The organism is Bradyrhizobium semiaridum, from assembly GCF_020329505.1.
Classification (GTDB): domain Bacteria; phylum Pseudomonadota; class Alphaproteobacteria; order Rhizobiales; family Xanthobacteraceae; genus Bradyrhizobium; species Bradyrhizobium semiaridum.
In genome coordinates this window covers 1-19367 of record NZ_JAGKJJ010000001.1, presented here as the reverse complement: position 1 = coordinate 19367, position 19367 = coordinate 1, and the positions used below count along the sequence as shown (strand labels likewise).

Below are 19367 nucleotides of genomic sequence, written 5' to 3'. Positions count from 1 at the left end.
ACGCAAACACCGCGCGGCACTCAGGCCGTCGGCGGCACCGCATTGCGGAGCTCAGTGCCGGCGCGCGTGGCACGGACCAGATCGAAGTAACGGCTGCCCGCGTCGCGGGCGACCGCCTTGCGATTGACCAGGTGCTGGATGCAGATCGCCGCGAGGTCGTGCGATCCATAGCAGTGATGGGCCACCAGCGCGAGGTGCTTGAGCGGCTCGGTGCCGATGCTGTCGGCCTGGGTGAAGTCACGCACATAGACGGCATCGGCCTCGATCAGCTGATGGAGCGCCGCGAACATGTCGGCGCCGACCATCGGCCAGATCATCCGCCGGTCGATCGAGGTCAGGGCGTGGGGAATGAATCCCTGGCTGCGCAGCTCCAGGTCGATCTCGCCGAACACCGGCTGCTTTTTGTACAGCGGCAGGAACGAGACCTCTGTCTGGATCGCGACGGCGTCTGCGAGGCGGCCGCGGCCGTTCTGGAAGATCGCGAGCTCGGAGCCCTGCACGTCGATCTTCAGGTACTCCATCGCGTCGATCTCGCCGATATCGTCGAGCCTGCGCGTGTCGATCTTGCTGTCGGCAACGACACGGCTCCAATCGAGGAAACCCGGAAAGTGCTTCAGCACGTTGCGGTCGGGCTCCAGCAGGCTCGTCATGCCCGGTGAAGCGCATTCACGCAGACGAGCCCGCTCGCCGTTGCCGACAACATAGGGAAGATAGGTCTCGAGCTCGCTCTTGCGGGCGTTCAACTCGGCCAATGCCGCACGTTGCGGCTCGAAGCCGAACAGGCGACACAGCCGCTTCTCGAGCATGGGCTTGTAGGGTGGATCCCCGCCGATCGGATTTGCGCCGATATCAACGACGGCGGTGAGACGTTGCGGCGCCAGCAACGTCCACAGCCGATCGTTTTCTGCCGATGGTGCGGGTGCCGCAACCGCGGTCGATTGGCCTAGTGTCACCACGGAAACCTACTGCTGCTGTTGCTTGCGCCGGCGCTCGTCGTCGCCGCTATCCGGCGCAGCTTCGTCGCCGCCACTGCCGCCGTAACCCAACACCTCGACGATGACGATGGAAGGCTGATCGTTGCTCTTGCTCTGCGTCGGCTGCCCGGCCTGCTGCGTAGCGGCGGTCGCGTTGTTGTTGACCGTGGCGAGCGCCGTGTTGGGCGGCTGCGTGAAGGCGAGCCCCGTCACCGTCCCGGTCGACTGGATGTTGAAGGCGTTGAGCACGACCAGCGCCACGAGCGTGATGTCGTTGCCGCGGATGCCCGCCGAGCCGAGATCGATGGTGCCGCGCGGCGCGACCAGGGTGACGTTGCTCTTGGTCGGATCCTGGCCCGGCAGCGTGACGAGGCCCGCGATGCCGGCGCCGGTCACCAGCCCTTGCGGATTGGTGTAGCAATAGCCACCCGTGGTGCAGATCTCGCTGATCGAGGGGCTGGAGACGTAGGTCTTCGGCCCCGAGCCGGCGTTGATGTCGCCATTGGCGACGAACAGGCCGATGTCGCCGCCCTGCTGGGTCATGATGCGACTCTGGTTGACCAGGATCGAGTCGTCGGTGAAGGCGCGGATGCTGCCGCCGGCCAGCGTCAGGATGCCCTCCTGGTTCGGCGCCAGCTTGTCGAGCGAGGTGTGCCCGACAGTGATGCCGCCGCCCGGCCCGATGATGTTGATGTCGCCGCCCATCTGGGTCTCGAGCACGGAGGCTGCGATGTTGAGCTTGCCGGTCGCGATCTTCGGCGCGGCCTTACCGTCGACGCTCAGACTGTTGTCGGTGTAGCCGAGGCCCGCCGGGAACAACGTGGAGATCGCGGTATAGGCGCGCGCATACTGCCCGAAGTAAGGGCTTGCCGAGTTCTTGTAGTCCTTGCCGACCTGGATCAAGAAATCGAGGAAGGCGCGGTTGACGAGGAGTTGCTGCCGCGCCGGCGACAGACCCTGGAAGGTGGCCCAGGCCTGATCGCGCGGCTGGCCGAGGATCGCGGCGATGTCGGTGAGGAAATCGATGCCGCCGGTGCCGGCGTGCGCCGGATTGACGTAGTGCGCAATCGCGGCCGCATAGTCAATGCCCGGCTTGACGCCGTACAGCAGGTCGATCTCGGCGCCCTGCGCCGGCAGATAGGGCTTGGCAGGCAGGAAGCCGAATGTGCTGCCGACCGCGCTACCGTTGCCGAGCGTGGCCACGCCGGAGGTTGTGCTCGTCCGCGGCGCCGGGTTGGCCGGTGACTCCGCAAACGGCCCAAGGTCGTGCCCAGACTGCAGCACGAAGGTGCCGGGACCATAGAGGGCATACGAGCCGCCGACCAGATCGTTGCCGGCGACGATGCTGGTGATGTCGGAGGCGTTGTTGTTCTGACCGACGAATATCGTACCCATAGTGATGTTGTTGCCGGCCTCGATCTGCGCCGGCTTGATCAGTGTGAGGCTGGTAAGGGCGATATCCTTGCCGGCCGCGATGATGACCGGATTGGCATCGTTCGCGTGCAGCGCGATGGTCAGGTTGGAAGGTGGCATCCCGAGCGGACTGATGTAGTTGTTCAATGAGGGCGCGCCGCCGACATATTGATCGATACCTCCACCTTCGGGCATCGTCAGGCCGCCACTGAAACCGATGGAGCCGGCGGCGATCACGGTAAAGGTCCCGGTATCGTCGCCGCTCTGGGTCGGATACGACATCAGATTGGCGTTTGCGCCGCCTCTGAAGGCAATGTCGCCGCTGAGCGCCACCAGATCGAGCGTAGCGGGCAGCATTCGCCCAATACTGTTGCTCTGCACGTTGCTGGTCGGGTTCTTGATCGCAAAGAGGCCGGCGCTCGATGCCGAAGAAGAAGCGGTCAAAGCCGACACATCGCCCGTAAGGCTGGTCAGGGAAACGCCGCTATCCGGACCATAGCTGGTGAACAGATTGCTCCAGATCGAACCGCTTCCACCGGGCAGAGACTCCACCGGTGTCTGCGCCGCGGCGCTGAGCGGCAATGATGCAGGATCGTAGACGTTGCCGAGCGTCACCGCGCCGCGCGCGGTCAGCGTGACGAAGCTGTCCTGCACCGCCAGCAGCAGCGGCAGCGCGTACGAGCCGGTGACGTTTCCAAGTAGATCAACCGTGATGCCCTTGGTCGGCTTCCCCTGGTTGAGCGGATTGCTCGTGGTCGCCTCGACCGCCCCGCCGACCCGGATCAGGCCGGTGCCGCGGCCGACCAGGAAATTGCTGCTCTGGAGATTGCCGCCGGCGGTCACGCTGAGATTGCCGCCGCCGTACCAGGTCGCCTTCGCCGGATCGGCCGCGCTGAAACCGCCGCCGACCGCCAGGGTCTCCGGCAGCGATGCGCCGACGTCGACAATATCGGCGCCCGCCGACAGCATGATGTTGCCGCCGCCGAGTGCGCCAAAACCCTGGAAGAAGGTCGCGTAGTTGATCCAGGCTGCGGTCTGGCAGGCGACCGAGCCGGCAGCCGCGCAGTCCGCGAACGGCGTCGCGCTGCCGTTCGACTTGCCGGAATGGATGTACCAGGCGCTCCACATCTGCCCGGTCGGACCGCCGACGATGCCGGTCTGGCTGCCGTCGGTATCGGTCGGCATCTCGATGCCGATGATCGAGCCGCCGGCCGTCACCGTTACCGCGCCGCCGCCGGTGGTCCAGACCGGAGCGCTGAGCAGGCCGTTCGGATTGTTCGTGTAGGCCGCCGGCAGCGTCGGCGCGTTGAAATCCGCCGGCGTGGCCGCGACGGCCCCGGCCGTGTAGACCGCGCCCGGCGCCACCTGGTCGAGCAGTTCGACATTGCCGGCAGCCGCGATGGTGATGGAGCCGGTGCCGGTGCGCACCAGGGTCGGGATGTTGATGACCGTCGGAAGCCCATTGATGGGCGTGGCCTGACTGTTCGCGTACGATGTATGCCCGTCGATAGTGACGTTGCCTGTGACTGTTGGGGAGAGCGACGACCTCGGGATCACGGCGTTGGGATCGACAGTTGGCGTGTTGTCCGGGCGGAAGGCAGCACCGGCGACGAAACTGTAGGAGAAAGAGCCCTTGCTTCCGCCAAGACCTGCCGTCATCAGCGGCGTCGCCGCGGTGGTGTTACCGACACCCACCGCCGGATTGTTGGCGATCTGGTTGGCCGGCGGCGCCGTTGACGGCGACGGGGGGGCTGGTGGCGTATACGTATCCTGAAACAGAGTCTGATATGCGAGTGGCGCAGACGGCGGCGTGACCGCGAAACACGGCGCGCAATACTGAGCGTCGATCCCGGCGGCGTTGGCAAGAGTGGGCGTCCGACCACCCAACGCCGTTGCCAAGTCTGCGGGACCGCCTAGACCGGTATTGTCTTGTATGTTCGCGTCGATGACACCGAAGAAGTAACTCTGCCATTGCGTGACGTAGTCGGTCGGGGCGCCAGGTTTTCCCGAGATATTGTAGTAGAGATAGGGGTTTGTCGCACTTGGGGCCGCCACGGGCGTCGGCGGAGCGATGAAAAGACCGCCTCTCCCAAGAAGAATGTTCGTTGCGTCAGCATAAGTGTAGTACCCGCCAAAGCCCGGCCCGACCACAGTGGAAGCTGCATTCGTGTTGCCCTGTACGATCTCGACCATGTAGGCGTGATACATGTTCACGTACTGAACGTAGAACTGGTTGTACTGATCGATAACCCGGGGGTCGCTACTCGTGATAGCGATCGGCGCCTGCAGATGGAATTGCAACGAATTGAATAAAGCGAGATTCTCGGGTGTGCCGTCGAGGCCAAAGAACGCCGCGTTCACCACCGGCGATTGGTCGACACCAATGCTGATGATTTGATCGATCGATGCGCTGTAATGCAGCACGTCGCCTTGGAACAAACTCTCGTAAAGGCTGTAGATTCCGGTGGGGTCCTGCCCAGTTTCGTTGGCATACGCCTCAGCCGCCGTGACACCCGGCGGCGGCTGATTGTTCGGCAGATAGAATCCGTCGCTGATGGTGGCATTGATCTGCACGTTGTTGAGCGCGCGCAGCAGCAGCGTGCCCGCCTCGCCGGCGGCGCTGGTGCGGTAGTAGAGCTTGGTGGTGCCGCCGACGGTGGCGCCGGAGCCGAAATTCCAGTTGCTGGCGACCGTGATGTTGCCGTTGTTGATGGTCGTGCTGGGATTGACGGGGTCGATCTCCGGCCGCAGATGCAGCATCGATGACGGCAGCGCCGTCGCGACTGCGCTGCCGACCTTGAGCTTTGCGCCAGCGAAGTTCGCCGTCACGGCCGCCGTGTCGAACGGCGTGTTGACGAAGCCCTGCAAGACGCTCTGGTAGAAATTGACATGCGGCATGTAGGCCCCGGTCGCCGGCTTGTCGGGGGTCGAGACCGGATAGAGGCCGTTGCTGTCGGCAAGGATGATCTGGCTCGGCTTGCCGCCCGTCAGCGTCGCATCGAAGAAGCCGGCCGGATCGATCACGCCGTCGAAGTGACGATCGAGCTGCGCCTGCTGGTCCGGCGTCAGCGCGTTGTAGGCGGCAACGGTGGTGACCGCGCCGCAACCGCCCGCGAGCAGCGTGCAGCCGTCGGTCGTGCTCCACACCGCATAGGCATTGAGCACAACGCCGGCGCCGCTGGCATTACCGGCCGCGTCGGCGTTGGTGATGACGGTGCCGCGGAAGCTGGCATTGACGTTGCCGCTGGTCAGGATCGGCGCGCGGAGGATCACCGAGCCGCCGGTGTTGTCGATATTGGTGCCCCCGGGACCACCGCTGACATTGAACACGGCGCCATCGACAACGTTGATCGCGCCTGAGGTCACCACGTTCTGGTAGCCATAGGTGGCGTTGAGCGTGCCATCAGGCGTGCCGGTGGTGCCGAGCGTGATGATGCCGCCCTTCTGCACCAGCGCCGACGTACCGTTGCCGTAGAGCGGATCGCCCGGATTGTAGGGCTTCCAGGACACATCGAGCACGGCGCTACCGTTGATCGTGACGCCGGTCCCGCCATAGAGCGCGATCTGGCCGCTGCCGCCGCTGGCATCGATGGTGCCATTCACGGTGACCTTGCCGGTGTCGGCGACCAGGAGAACCTGGTTGGAGGCCAGCGCGCCGTCGATGGTGATGTCGCCGGTCGCGCGCCGCACCGTGAAGCTGCCGGCGAAGGCGCCGAGCGGCAAGGTGCTGGACGGATCGATCGAGCCGGCTTGCAGCGTGAAATCGCCGCCCACGCTCTTGAACGCGGCGCGGCCGTCGAGCGTACCGTTGAGCACCGCATTGTTCGCGGCCAGGATCGACAGCGATCCGGCAAAGCCGTTGCCGGCCGCCGCGACGCTGACGCTGGCGCCGGGATTGATGACCACGTTGCCGGCAGTCGACATCAGCCGCACATTGCCGCCGGGCGCGTCCTGCACCAGATCGAGGATCTGGATGCGCGAGCCGGACGCGTCGATCACGGCCCCTGCCCCGAGCACGACGTCGCCGGCGAATGCCGCCAGGTTGACCGTACCTGACAGCGCGCGGATCGTCGCGTTGTCGCTGATCGACGCGGCGGTGACGGCGAGCGCGCCGCCGATATTGGAGGGATTGCTCACCGGCGCGGTACCGGCCCCGGTGACGAGGCCGACCTGGCCCCGCGTCGAGAGCGACTGCGATGCGCCACTGTTGACCATGATCACGGGTGCGGACAGCGTCATGTTCGCGGCGCCACCGCCGCCGCCGGAGAACGTCACGGTCGGCATGCTGGAGTAGCCGGTGCCGCCCTTGGTGAGCGTAATCCCGGTGACGACGCCGCCCGACGCCGTGGCGACCGCGGTGCTGGCGGACCCGCCACCGCCGCTGATGGTCACCGTCGGCGAGCCGAGATAGCCATCGCCGGGATTGGTCAGCGTGATGCCGGTCACGGCGGCAAGCCCCTGCGCGATGGCGCCGCTGCCGCCTCCGCCGGTGAACGAGAACGTCGGAATGCTGGTGTAGCCCGCGCCAGCATTGGTGACGGACACGCCGACGACGCCGAGCGAGGCGGTCAGCGTCGCCCCGGAGCCCGTGGCACTGGTGACATCGACCGAGGTGATCGGACCGGTGAAGCCGGAGCCGGCCGCGCTGATCTTGACGCCGGTGATCGCGCCGCTCGCGTCGACGATGGCGGTGCCGGTGAAGCCGGTGCCATCAGCATTGATGGTGACCGGATCGCCGTTGCTGTAGCCGGTGCCGCCCGCGCTCACCGCGATGCTGACGACACCGAGCGAGGCCGTGGCCTGCGCGCCGGACCCGCCGGTGCCGTTGACCGTAACGGTCGGAACGCTGGTGTAACCGCTGCCGCCGTTCACCAGCGTGACGCCGCTGACGTTGAAGAGCAGCGACGCCGCGCCGACCGGCCCGGAATCCAGGCTGCCATTGCCGCTGAACGCGATCGCCTGGCCGGCATTGAAGTTGACCTGGCTGAAGCCGCCGACGCTCTTGGTGCCGAGGTCTTCGGTGATCGTCGATGACGCATTCAGCGTCAGCGTACCGCCGGCCCCGGCGATGCCTGTACCAGCGACGCCATGGCTGTTGGCGAGATTGATATTGGTGGCATTTACCGAGGTATTGCCGCCCTGCCCGTACAGCCCGGCACTGTCGAAGGTCAGCGTGCCGATCGGATGCGCGGCATTGCCGATCTGGAGACCTGCGGCGTCGTAGAGATTGATCACGGAGCCGCTGCGCAGCCGCACCGACACGGCGTCATTGAAGTTCGCCAGCACGGTCGGGCTCAGCACCACGCCGGACGAGCCGCCTCCGATATTGATGACGGAGCCGGCGATATCATAGTTCCTGGCGTTCAAGATGGCGCTCGAGGCAAGCGTACCCTTGCCGCTGGTGTCGAGCGTCAGCACGTTGCCGCCGTCGAGGACCGCGCCGGCGCCGACCGAGAACGCGCCCCTCGCCGTGCCGCTCGGCGGCGTACCGGGACCGTTGTACTGCCCGGCCACGAAATTCCGCGTCACGTTCACGACGCTGCCGTTGGAGACGCGCAACAGTGCGCCGTCGCCGGTGACCCCGGCAGTGTATCCGGTGATGTTGCCGTTGTTCAGTATTGCAACCGGATTGATCCCGAAGACGATGTCGCGATCGGTGCCGGACGGCACCGATCCGACAGCGCGGATCACGCTGCCGTCATCGATCACCACGCCGCGGCCGCTGCCGCCGAGCGAGACCAGCAGCAGCTCCGGTCCGGTCAGCGGATGGTCCGCGTCGGTCTTCACTTCGAGGTCGAGCGCGGTGGCCGAAATCTGCTGCTTGCCGTCGACCACACTGGCCGTGCCGCCGATCAGCACCGAGGCGGCGCCGAGATTGGAGATCTGGTCGGGGTCGAGCACGAGATAGCCCGCAGGAGCGGACTGTCCGGAATTCAGATGCGAGATTAGGATCTGGCTGCCGCCGATCTGGACCTGGCCGCCGCCGCCGACCAGGCCCGGCGCGAGATCGCTGGTGCCCGGCCCAAACAAATTGGTGCCGGCGAGCCTGAGCGAGTTGACGGCGCCGAGCACCAGCACGCCGCCGTCGATTGGCAGCGGCGGCGGATTCTGGTTCGCGGCCGCCGCCTCCTTGCCGAAGAAGCTGGTCCCCGAGGTGATATCGATGCGCGAATATTGCGACCACACCGCCTGCGACTGCAGCTGGAATACCGCGGTCTGCGACGACCGCGCGCCGGTCAGCGAATTGCCGAGCGTGCCCAGCACATATTGCGAGCCGTCGGGGCTGGTCGTACTCTTCGCCGTGCCGGGATTGACATTGCTCGCCACCTGCACGACGCGGTACGCTTCGGGCAATGTCGCATACATGCCGGGCAGCAGCGTGTAGGTGCCGGCGGGAATGCCGCTGCCGGCGCCGATCGTCACGGTCTGGCCCGGTGCGATCCCATTGGGGAACGTCCCGTTGGCCGACGCACTCACGCCGGAGAAATTCGGCGCATAGGCGAAGTTGGGATCGTAGGCCGCAACCGGTGCCTGATAACTCGGGACCAACGCATAGACCTGCCGCCCGTCGGCAAAGGTCGGCGTGACGGCACCGGTCGCAGGGTCCTGCTGGTAGGTCGTCAGCACATTGCGGGTGCCGCCGGTACCCGCCACGAATTCGGTGGCATAGATGTCGCCGCCGCCGCTGAGGTCGAGCGTTGCTCCGGCGCTGGTGGTCACCTTGTTGCCGAACAGGCTGATCGACTTGGCCGGCGGCGCGGTGAGAACCGGCGGTATCACCTTGGTTGGGGTCGATCCGTTTGGGGCACCCTCGTACCAGGTAGCGCCATCGACCGTGTAGCCGTCTGGAATGACGAGGCCCGCCGCCGAGACCGAAGTCAGGCTGCCTGCATTCAGCGTCACGCTCTGGGTCGGCGTGAATGCCCCTGCGGTCAGGACGCTGCCGATACCGAGCAGCGCAGCGGTAATGTCGGTCGGGACATCGCTGCTGGTCCGCACGCCCAAGATAATACTGCCGAGCGGGGCCCAGAGCGTGCCGCCTTGCTCGATGCTCCGCGCGCTGAGCACCATGCTGCCGCCAGCCGAAAGCGGTGCGGTCGGCACACCGTTCTGTACGATGGTGATTGTGCTGGCGGCAGGAAGCGTGCCGGTCGACATCAAGAGGAAGTCGGTGTTGCTGACCGGATAGACTTCGGCTGCCTGCAGCGTCAGGTTACCTGGCGCAAGCAGCGCTCCGGCGAAGCTGGCCAGCCCACTGCCCCCGCTCGTGACAAAACCGAAGTCGTCCGGCAGCAGCCGAATGGCGGATGTGCTGGTAAAGATGGCGGCGGCAACGTTGTCGAGTGCAATCGTGCGCTGCAAATCGATCCATTGCGCCGAGATGTTCAATGTGCCGTCGGCGAGGACTGGAAGCCCAGCCCCGAAGCGCGGGTCGGCTCCAACAAGGCGAATGTAGCCGGCGCTCAGGTTCACGGTGGTGCCGCCGATGCCGGGAATACAATCAGCTCCGCAACCGGACGCAAAGGTCGCCGGATCGTTGAATTTGATGCCCGCGGGCATCAGCCCGCTACGCGCCGGCAGCAATACGAAGTTTCCGGCGTCCGCACGCAAGATCAACGCGCCGGGGATCGCCACGTCAACCGAACCGGCGAAAGCGACGGCGAGGTTGGCGTTCAGGGTGACGGAATCGAATCCACTGTTGCTGAGGGTATCGGCGCCGATGAACGCACCCGATACAGGAGACGCGCCGGCCGCAGGCAGGTTCGCCGCGACGCGGCCGCCCGGCTCGATCACGATTGCTTGGGGCAGGTTGTCGAACGAATTCAACGGCACAATGCTTGCGATCGCGCTCGGGACGGCCACATCGCCGATGGTCAGGGTGCCGCCGGTCGCGAGCGGCGCTCCCCCGGCTGCATCGACGCTGCCCGCAAAGTAGACGCTGGTACCAACGAGCTGCAGATTGCCGCCGTTGCTCCACGCCGCCTGCCCGACCGGGGTTGGCGTCAAACCGGACTGCCGCACCTGGATCAGGTTGCTGTCCGCCGTGACGGCCGCGCCCTGCAGATCGAACTGCGCGCCGGGCTGCGCCACGACGGTGCGGCCGCCGAGCGTGATGGTGCCGCCGCCGAGCACCGAGCCGGTGGAGAAACCGACGACCGTCGGATCGGGCACGAACGTACCGCTGACATCAAGGAGCGCATTGGAGCCGATCGAGACGGTATTGCCGAACAGGTTGATGACGCCCGCCGGCGCGACGACGCTGCCGAGCAGGGTGACGTCGCCCAGCACGCGCGTGACATTGGTGTCCCCAACCGTGACGGCGTTCCCGGCGACCAGCGTGACGGTGGCTTGCGGATCGGTCACGATGGCCGCACCACGGTCGATGAGTACGCTGGTGCCGTCCAGCATCAGGCTGACCGGCTTGCGCAGGCCGTCGGGCAGTAATGCTGTGCTGGCGAAGTCGCGCACCGCGGCGCCGGTCGGAATCTGGCCGGCCCCAACGTTGGTCAGTACCGCGGTCGGCTGCTGCAGCACCAGCTGCGTGCCGGCGGTGACTGTGGTGCCGCCATAAATGTCGTTCAGGGCGTATTTCGAGAATCCGCCGCTGGTGAACAACGATGCCGGCAGAACCAGCTGGCCGGCCTTCGCGTCCGACACGGCGAGGCCCGTGGGCGCTCCGCCAATTTGAGCTGTGATCGCGTCCGCCTTGGCGGTCGGGACATAGGAAACGACATCCGCCGCGGCGCCATCGATCACGATCGTCGGCGCTTGCAGCGTCAGCGTGCCGCCGCCGTCAAAGCTTCCCGCATAGATCGTTCCGCCCAGCAGCACATTGGCCTGATCGGGATGGTTGGTCCCCGTCGGAATGACGTTGTAGACGACTCTCACGCTGCCGGCATCAACCTGCCTGATCGTCCATCGATTGCCCTGAGCATCCGGCATGTAGGTCTGCAGCGCGAGGCTGCCGCCCTTGCCGACCGGCAGGCCGTCGGAGCCGGTCTTCAACTTGCCGGTCGTATCGACATAGCCGCCGCCGGACACGTCGACCACGCTGCCCGGCGACAGCACGATGCTCTGGGTGGCGTCGACAAAGCTCCCGTCGCCGCTGTCCGACGCCGCGCCGGCGGCGAGCGTCGAGATGCTCACGCTGCCCCCGTTGACGAAGGCCTGGCCCTCGAGCCGATCCGGCAACAGGCCGGTGTCGTTGACCCAGCGGCCGCGCACGTCGAGCACGGCGTTCGACCCGATCACCACGGCGGGCGTCGACGGCCGCTGCGGCGTGCCGCTGGCATAGGTGAATCCGGTCAGGCTGATCCTGCCGGCAGGCGCGCTGAGCGTGCCGTCGATGGTGCCGACCCCATCCAGCGTGATGCTGCCGCCGGGGCGCACCGACAGGGTGGCATTGCTTGCCATGTCGAGCTGAAGTGCGCCCTTGATGGAGACGGCACCGAGCGATGCGTTCGAGAGCACGTCGGTGAAGATCGGGAACACGCCGTTCGAAAGCACCGGCGTCCAGGTGGACGCATTGGCGAAGCTCAAACCGGCAAGACCATACGGATCGGACCCGACATCCGCCTGCGGCAGCAGCACCACCTTGTTCTGGTTGGCCGTGTTGGGCGACGGACTCGTGAAGTTGATGTTCAGCGACGCGCCGGAAGGCATCTTGTCGGCGGCGGCGAGATTCGACGATCCCGCCAGCGCGCGCTGGCGTTCGCCGGTCACCAGATTGCCGATGATGTCGGAGATGATCGGATTGACGGCCGATACGGTCACGCTGCCGGCATTGGCGCCGGCGACGTAGCCCGGCTCGAAACGGCCGCCGCCGCGCCTCAGCGGGTTGACGTAAACTTCGGTCAGGCGGTCGTCGACGACGCCGTTGATCTTGTGCAGGACGGTGAAGCCGCCGCCGACGCTGACATAGGCGATGTTGGGGTTGGCGCTGCCGATGTCGTAGCTGCGCCCGTCGGCACCGACCAGGCGCGAGGTGGTGATGACGCCTCCGGTGTACTGGACATAACCGGCGGAGACGTCGATCACCGCGCCGGGCTGCTGCACCACGTTGAGGCCCGATGTCGTGAGGCTGCCGCCGGCGGTCAGGAGCTGGTCGATGCTCTGGGGGATCAGCCCGGTGTAGCCGCTGACATTAAGGATCGGCGAACCGACCCGCGCATCGATGGTGACGGTCTTGCCGACCAGGCTCTTGGAGAGCGGGTTGTCGGCGACCTCGGCCGTCGTGACGAGGATGCTGATCTCGTTGATCGACATCGGCAGCGTCACGCCGGCGATGCCGGACAGATCGATGGTGCTGCCCTTCTCGAGCAGAACCGTGCCGGTGTCGCCGGCGGCGATCGTCAGCGCGGCGCTCGGCGCCTTGATCAGCGCGCCATCGCCGCCGGCGCCGCTGCCCTGCACGTCGACGCTCCCCCGCGCCCGGATATTGATCGTCGGTTGCAGCACGGCGTTGAAGTACGCCGCCGCGCTGTTGGCACCGTTGACCGTCACCGTCGAGTTGGCCGTTGCGGTCGGCAGCGTGCCGCTGGTCTCGTCCGGCAGAACCGCGGTGAGGCTCGCCGCCCCCAGCACGATGTTGCCGTCGGCGCCGACTGCGCAGGTGCCTTGCGGACACTGCGTGTTGAGGCTGATCGATCCGGTCCGGGTGGTGCTGGTGGTGGCGACGATGCCGCCGAGCTGGTTGATCCCGCCGCCGGCGAGCGTCACGGCGCCGTCATTCGCGACAAGCAGGCCGCCAGCCTCGTTGCTCACGAGGCCGCCGCCGGCCACCACCTGGATCGCGGTCTTGGTCCCGACATAATTCGACAGCGGCGTGACCAGATAGACAGAGCTGTCCGAGGCGAGGATGATCTGCCCGTTCTGGGTTGTAATGCTGCCGGCATTGCTGACGCCGCCGTCGGCAAGCAGCGCCACGTAACCTCCGTCGCCGGTCGAGGTGATCTTGCTGCTGGTATCGATGATGGCGCCAGGCTGAACGACGACCTTGCCTTTGTTGCCCTGGTTGAAGATCGCCGCGCCCGAACCGCTGACGCCAGCCGCTGTCGGCACGTCGCTGAGCAGCGAGAACAACCCGCTCTGGACGAAGCCCTGATAGTTGTTGGCGCTGAGTTTCGACGACAGATCCAGCGTCGAGGCGATCAGGGTGTGGACGTTGATCTGGCTAGTGCCGCCGAAGATGATGCCGCTCTGGTTGATGACGTAGACCGCGCCGTCGGCCTTGATCGCGCCCAGGATCTGGCTCGGCGCCATGTTCGCCGTGACCCGGTTGAGCGCCGCCCAGCTTGCGTTGCCTTGCTGGTTGAAATTGACCGTGGTGTCCTTGCCGACGCTGAACGATTGCCAGTTCAGCACGGCCTGCGACTGCGTTTGGTCGATATTGACCGTGGTGCGGCCGCCGCTCGTGGTCTGGGTCGGTGTATTGGCGCCGACCCACGTGGTCACCGGATTGGCGATGCCGGGCGCTTTCAGGCCGCTGTCGGGCACCAGACCGCCGGCATTGAGGCCGTTGGGAACCGAGCTCGGCGTGCTCGCTGCGATGCCGCGCGCCGCGCTCTGCGCCGCCCGCAGCGCCTGGATCGCCTGCGCCGCTCGCGTCATCGACGTCTGCGTGTTCTGCGCCGCCTGTTGCGCCTGCTGTGCCGCGGACTGCGCCGCAGTCATCGCCGCCTGCGTCGCCGCGGTATTCCCGCCGCCCCAAGTGCCGAACGGACGGGCGTCAGCCGACGAGCTCATCGCCATCGCGATCGAACTTACACCTGCAAGCAACAGGGCGCGGCGCGACGTCGAACGAGAGCCGGGAAGCGATTGCATGCGAGGCCTTCCAATGCACCAGGTGATGCCAAACGAACATGACACGACGATGCACCGGCCAGGCTGAAACCAGTCTGGATCGGCGCCGACAGGTCAACGAAAGGCGCACGGCATCGCCGCGCGATCGCCTGTTACAGGCGGGCACGCCCGACAATCCGGGACACCTCTCCTACTAAGACTGTTTGAGGCGGGCTGACGCGCAGCGATCGCGCAAAAAAAATTTAAGCTGCACCTAAGATTTCGGACGCCGTCGGCGGCGTCAGCATAATTGGTTGAAGGACAACGAGATTTCAGTCGGGTGTGACGACCTTGAGCCGCGGGATGCGGCGTTCGGCGGATTTGGTGGGCTTTGTTGGCTTCGCGCCGCCGCCGAACATCGCAAGATCGACCGATCGTTCGCCCTGGGTCAGGACCAGCCGGCGCGGCTCGATGCGCTCGACCTTCCAGCCGTCGACATCGTCGCCCGTGCGCACGCGCACCACCTTGTCGCTCGTGCCCGCGGTGCGGATCGCCGCGCGTCCGCCGCCATTCTCGCTGACGATACCGAGCACCACAACACTCGGCGGCGGCGCAGGTGGTGGTGGCGGTTCCTGCCGTGCCACCGGCGCGACCGGCTTCGGCGGCGGACGCCGCGTCGGCGAGAACAGCGGCTTGTCCTTGGTCGCACTCAACTGCTGCAACGGCTGCAGCTCCACCGGATTGTTGGCGAGGGCGTCGTCGCGTTCCGATGTCTCCGCGGCGCGCGCCAACGGAACACAGAGACAAAGCGCAACGACCATCAGCACTTGCAACGCGATCGACATGCGATCCCAGCCCAGGTGTCTCTTGCATCGATTTGCACCAGCGTCGACCGATCGTCATCGGCGCGTGCGACGATCAACCTGTGCCGGGTGCGCGCGCGTTGCAAGCCCGCTGATGATGCGTGATGCAAAAATACCGCGCAGCGCAACGTGTATGCGTCAACTCTGTGAAGACGAATCACAACCACACATTGTCGCCATGCGCCACGCCGCGGCTGCTGTTACGACGACGTCATCGAAGCCGCACACAGTCCGCGCGCTGCGGCATACGGCATCCTTGGCGGCTCCGCAGCCTGAATCGATCCCGAAGACCACCGAGACGAAACACATCGATATCGACGACGTGGCGTCATGCGTTCGAGTTGCATCCCTGCCGGCCTCGTGCCGCTGTTGCGCGGCGCCCTGTTCCTGGTTCTGGATTGCATCTTGGCGTGCAGCACAGGATCCGGTCAGGCGCTGGCCGCGTGCGAGCTGCGTTCACGCGGCGGTGCAATTGCACGTGTGGTGCAGATCCAGCTCGACAACGTCCACCTGCGCCGCGACAGTCCCGACGTTCCGTCCGATCTCGAGCTGATGCCGCATCTGCGCGAGTTCCTCATGCGCGACGGGATCATCGGCAGCAATCATCAGATCTCGCCCTTGGCGCAGACGGCGACTGACGCCCTCACCGTCCTGACCGGCCTGTTTGGCGACCGCATGGGCGTGCCAATCGACGGCAACGCCACGTTCCGCAGCGATGGCAGTGTCGGTTTCGCCAGCGCGTTCGCGTACTGGACCGCCATCAGTGCCGACGGCAAGCCGTTGATGCTGGCCGACACCGGCCGGATCGTCCCGGCCCCCTGGGTGCCGTTCACCGTCGCGGGCTGCGATGTCGGGGCCTACGCAATGACGGGCCTGACGCTGCAGCATGGCCTGGATGTCGCAAGCACCCTCGGCGCCTCCGAGGCGCGCAGCGCGGCCAGCGATCCGCTGAAGGCGCGCGCCGATTGGTTTGGCGCCGCCATCCATTGCGCGCGCGGCAGCACGCTGTGCAGCAACGCCAATGCGCGCCCCGACCTGTTGCCGGACGAGCCCGGCGGTTATGCCGGCTACAATGCACTGTTCGGCAATCGCAATATCCAACCGGCGATCTCGCCGGCTGGGCCGCTGAAGGACCTCGGCGGCCGCATCATCGCCGATGACACCGGACGCCCCGGCTTTCCCGGTGCCGCGGCGACGACGGCAAGCCAGTCGCTGGGCTACGCGGCGGCGATGCTGGAAGCCGGCGTCCCCGTGGTCTATGTCGGGATCGGCAACGCGCATCTTCCAGCCACTGCGGCCGCACGCCGCCGCGCATACGGCCCCGGCGAGCGCGACCATGTCGCGCGGCTCGCCGCCGACGACGCGGCGTTCAAGGTTTTCATCGACCGGCTCGCCGCGAGCGGGATCACCACGCGTAACACGCTGTTCATTGTCGTGCCCACGGGCGCCGACCGCTTTGTCGGGGGCCAGCCGAACCCGGCCGCGTGCGACGGGCTTGCGGTGCCCTGCAGCTACGGGCCCGCCGGCGCGATCGACGTCGCCATCGATCGGCTGCTCGCAACCGAACGCCGCAACGTCACCGCGTTCGACGTGCAATCCGGCAACGCGCCGCCCTTCTACATCCAGGGCAATCCGCAGCCGACCGATCCGCTGACCCGCATCCTGGCGCAGGACATCGGCAAGCTCACCGCCCTCAACCCCGTGACCGGCAAAACCGACCGTCTGACATCGATGCTCGCGGACCGCGCACAGATGCAGCTGATGCATCTGGTCACGGCCAGCCCCGCACGCACTCCACATATCATCATGTTTGCCGATCCCGATTATCTCAATCGGACAACGGCGAGCCGGGCCGACTGCGCCGCGCCACCGGCATGCATCGCGATCAATCGCGACGTGACATGGATGCGCGGCGACATCCGGCAGAGCCTCGGCGGCAGCTGGTTCGGCATGGTTGGCCCGGGCGTTCGCCGCCGCGGCGAGACGGCCGACATCGTTTCCAATCACGCGGACCTGCGCCCTACCTTGCTGGCGCTGCTGGGGCTGACCGACCGCTACGTCCATGACGGCGCCGTGCTGGTGGACGCGCTTGAGCCCGCGGCATTGCCGGCCGCAATCGCGGGCGACCCCGATACCTATGCCGCGCTGACGCGCGCCGCCAAGACGCTCAACGACCCGCTCGGTCAGCTCGCCCGCAACAGCCTTGCCCTCGCGACGCAAGCCATCAGGGGCGACGACGGCGGCTATCAACGCTATCTCGACACCATCGGCACGATCACCGCACGGAGAAACGCGCTGGCGCGCGAGATCAACGCGCAGCTCAACGGCGCGGCGTTCGCGCGCCGGCCGATCAGCGCGGCCTATGCCCACGCCTTGATCGGCCGCGCCCAGGCGCTGGTCCGCGAGGTCGAGAATCTGGCCGGCAGCAGCCTTGCGCCCGCCGATCGTCGCTGGAAGGCCGCGAACGATGCGCGGTGACAGCGGAGCTGGCGGCGGCGCGTGCCCGCGATGCGAAGGGAGAACAGTCGTGCAGCGTCCCGAACATCACAATTTCCCGCGCACCGTAAGGCTCGGCACCGCGGCCGGTGCATGGCTTGTCCTCGGCAGCCTGCTTGGCGGGTGCATGATGGACAAGGGCATCGACCTGCCCGGCCGCGACCAGGTCACCGATCCGATCCGTGATGCGGATCTGCGCGCGCGCTGGACCGGACCGGTCGGCGGCACGTCCGGTGCAACGGCATCTGCCCGCGCAGCGCAGCCCATGGTGTTTCCCGGCGTCGACCAGGCTCCACTTCCGGAACCGGCGTCGCGCACCGCCGGCTCGGGCGCAATGACGCGTCTGGCGACCGCCGTGGACGGCGATGTGGCCGGTGAAGACGGCGTCGAATTGAATTTCGACAACGCCGACCTGCCGACCGTGGTGAAATCCGTGCTCGGCGACGGGCTCGGACTGAACTACGTGATCGATCCGCGCGTCCAGGGCACGATCACCTTGGCCTCGGCGCAGCGGATCTCGCGCAAGGACGTGTTGCCGATCTTCGAAAACGTGCTGCGGATATTGAATGCGGCGGTTCTGCGCGAGGACAATCTGGTCCGCATCGTGCCGCTGCCGGAAGCCGCAGGCGCCGGTGCCTCGGCCATCGGTGCTGGGCAGCCCGGCTACGGCGTGTCGATCGTTCCGCTGCGCTACGTGTCCGCCGCGGCGATCGCCAAGACGGCGGAGAACTTCTTGTCGCGGCCCGGCGCCGTGCGCGTCGACCAGGCCCGCAACGTGCTGCTGATCCAGGGCACCGCTTCGGAGCGTCAGGCCGCGCTGGGCGTCATCGGCACGCTCGACGTCGAGTGGCTGCGCAACCAGTCGGTCGCGCTCTATCCGCTGAAATCGACCGCGCCGGAGACCATGATCCGCGAACTCGAGAAGGTGTTCGATACCGCCGAGGGCGGACAGGGACAGGGCGTGATCAAGTTTCAGCCCGTGTCGCGGATGAACGCGGTGCTGGCGGTGAGCAAGAACAGCAAGGTGCTGGAGCGCGCCACCCAATGGGTGCGGCGGCTGGACCGCTCCGATCCGACCGGAACGACGGTGCGGGTCTACAGCCTGCGCTTCGGCAACGCCCGCAGCATCGCCCGGATCCTCAACGAGATGTTCGTCGGCCGCTCCTCGCAGTCGGCGCAGGATAACCAGACCGGCCCGACCGCGCCCGGACAAACCGGGGCGACGTCGCGACTCGACTCGCTCGGCAGCGGCACCCTCACCAGCAGCAGTGGCAGCAACAACAACGCTTCGGGCACGACCACCCAGGGCGGCACCGACAACTCAGGCAATGCCAGTAGCGGCAAGACCCAGGTCGGATTTGCCGACCGCAAGGACGACGACCAAGACACCGCAAGCGCGGGCGGAACCAGTCTGGGGAGCCTTCCGCGCGGCGTCTTCCAGAATGTCCGCATCACCGCCGACAAGTCGACCAATTCGGTGATGGTCTACTCCAACCAGGAAGACTATCTCGTGATCGAGCGCGCGCTGGAACAGCTCGACCGCCCGCGGCTGCAGGTCGCCGTCGACGCCATGGTCGCCGAGGTCACGCTGACGGATCAGTTGCAGTATGGCGTGCAGGCCTATCTGACCAGCGCCAATGCCGGCGCCGGCCAGGATAAGGGATCGGTCGGCCTGTTCAGCGCCGCGCAGTCGACGGCGCAGACCGCCCTGCTCGCGCGCGTGCTGCCCGGCTTCAACCTGCTGCTCGGCGCCGAGGCCAATCCCAAGCTGGTGCTGAACGCGCTCTCCACCCTGACCAGCGTCAAGGTGCTCTCGGCTCCGTCGCTCGTGGTCGCCGAC

General features: G+C 66.6%; 5 protein-coding genes. 2 read left to right on the top strand and 3 right to left on the bottom strand.

All coding sequences use genetic code 11. From position 1 onward, the window contains the following. Window positions 1-20: 20 nt before the first annotated feature. The 3 genes from J6500_RS00025 to J6500_RS00015 all read right to left on the bottom strand — a co-directional run bounded on the left by J6500_RS00025 (window position 21) and on the right by J6500_RS00015 (window position 15013). Window positions 21-953: an FkbM family methyltransferase gene (locus tag J6500_RS00025; protein WP_225710626.1), complete on the bottom strand. Its 933-nt coding sequence runs from the start codon at window positions 951-953 to the stop codon at window positions 21-23. A 9-nt stretch (window positions 954-962) separates the two neighbouring features. Continuing rightward, window positions 963-14132: a filamentous hemagglutinin family protein gene (locus J6500_RS00020; RefSeq protein ID WP_225710625.1), complete on the bottom strand. Its 13170-nt coding sequence runs from the start codon at window positions 14130-14132 to the stop codon at window positions 963-965. Window positions 14133-14500: 368 nt separating this feature from the next. Continuing rightward, the gene (locus J6500_RS00015) at window positions 14501-15013 is read right to left on the bottom strand and encodes a hypothetical protein (RefSeq protein WP_225710624.1); all 513 of its coding nucleotides are present in this window, start codon (window positions 15011-15013) and stop codon (window positions 14501-14503) included. A gap of 387 nt (window positions 15014-15400) precedes the next feature. Between J6500_RS00015 and J6500_RS00010 the strand changes: the two genes are divergently transcribed. Continuing rightward, window positions 15401-17509 (top strand): hypothetical protein, encoded by a 2109-nt coding sequence (locus J6500_RS00010; protein WP_225710623.1) that lies wholly within the window; start codon window positions 15401-15403, stop codon window positions 17507-17509. Between the two features lie 49 nt (window positions 17510-17558). After that, window positions 17559-19367: secretin N-terminal domain-containing protein (locus tag J6500_RS00005; RefSeq protein WP_225710622.1), on the top strand; the 1809-nt coding region annotated here is incomplete at its 3' end.

Coding starts and splice junctions, on each gene's coding strand:
- J6500_RS00020 (WP_225710625.1), bottom strand. CDS start 14,132: ATGAGCTCGTCGGCTGACGCCCGTCCGTTCGGCACTTGGGGCGGCGGG.
- J6500_RS00015 (WP_225710624.1), bottom strand. CDS start 15,013: ATGTCGATCGCGTTGCAAGTGCTGATGGTCGTTGCGCTTTGTCTCTGT.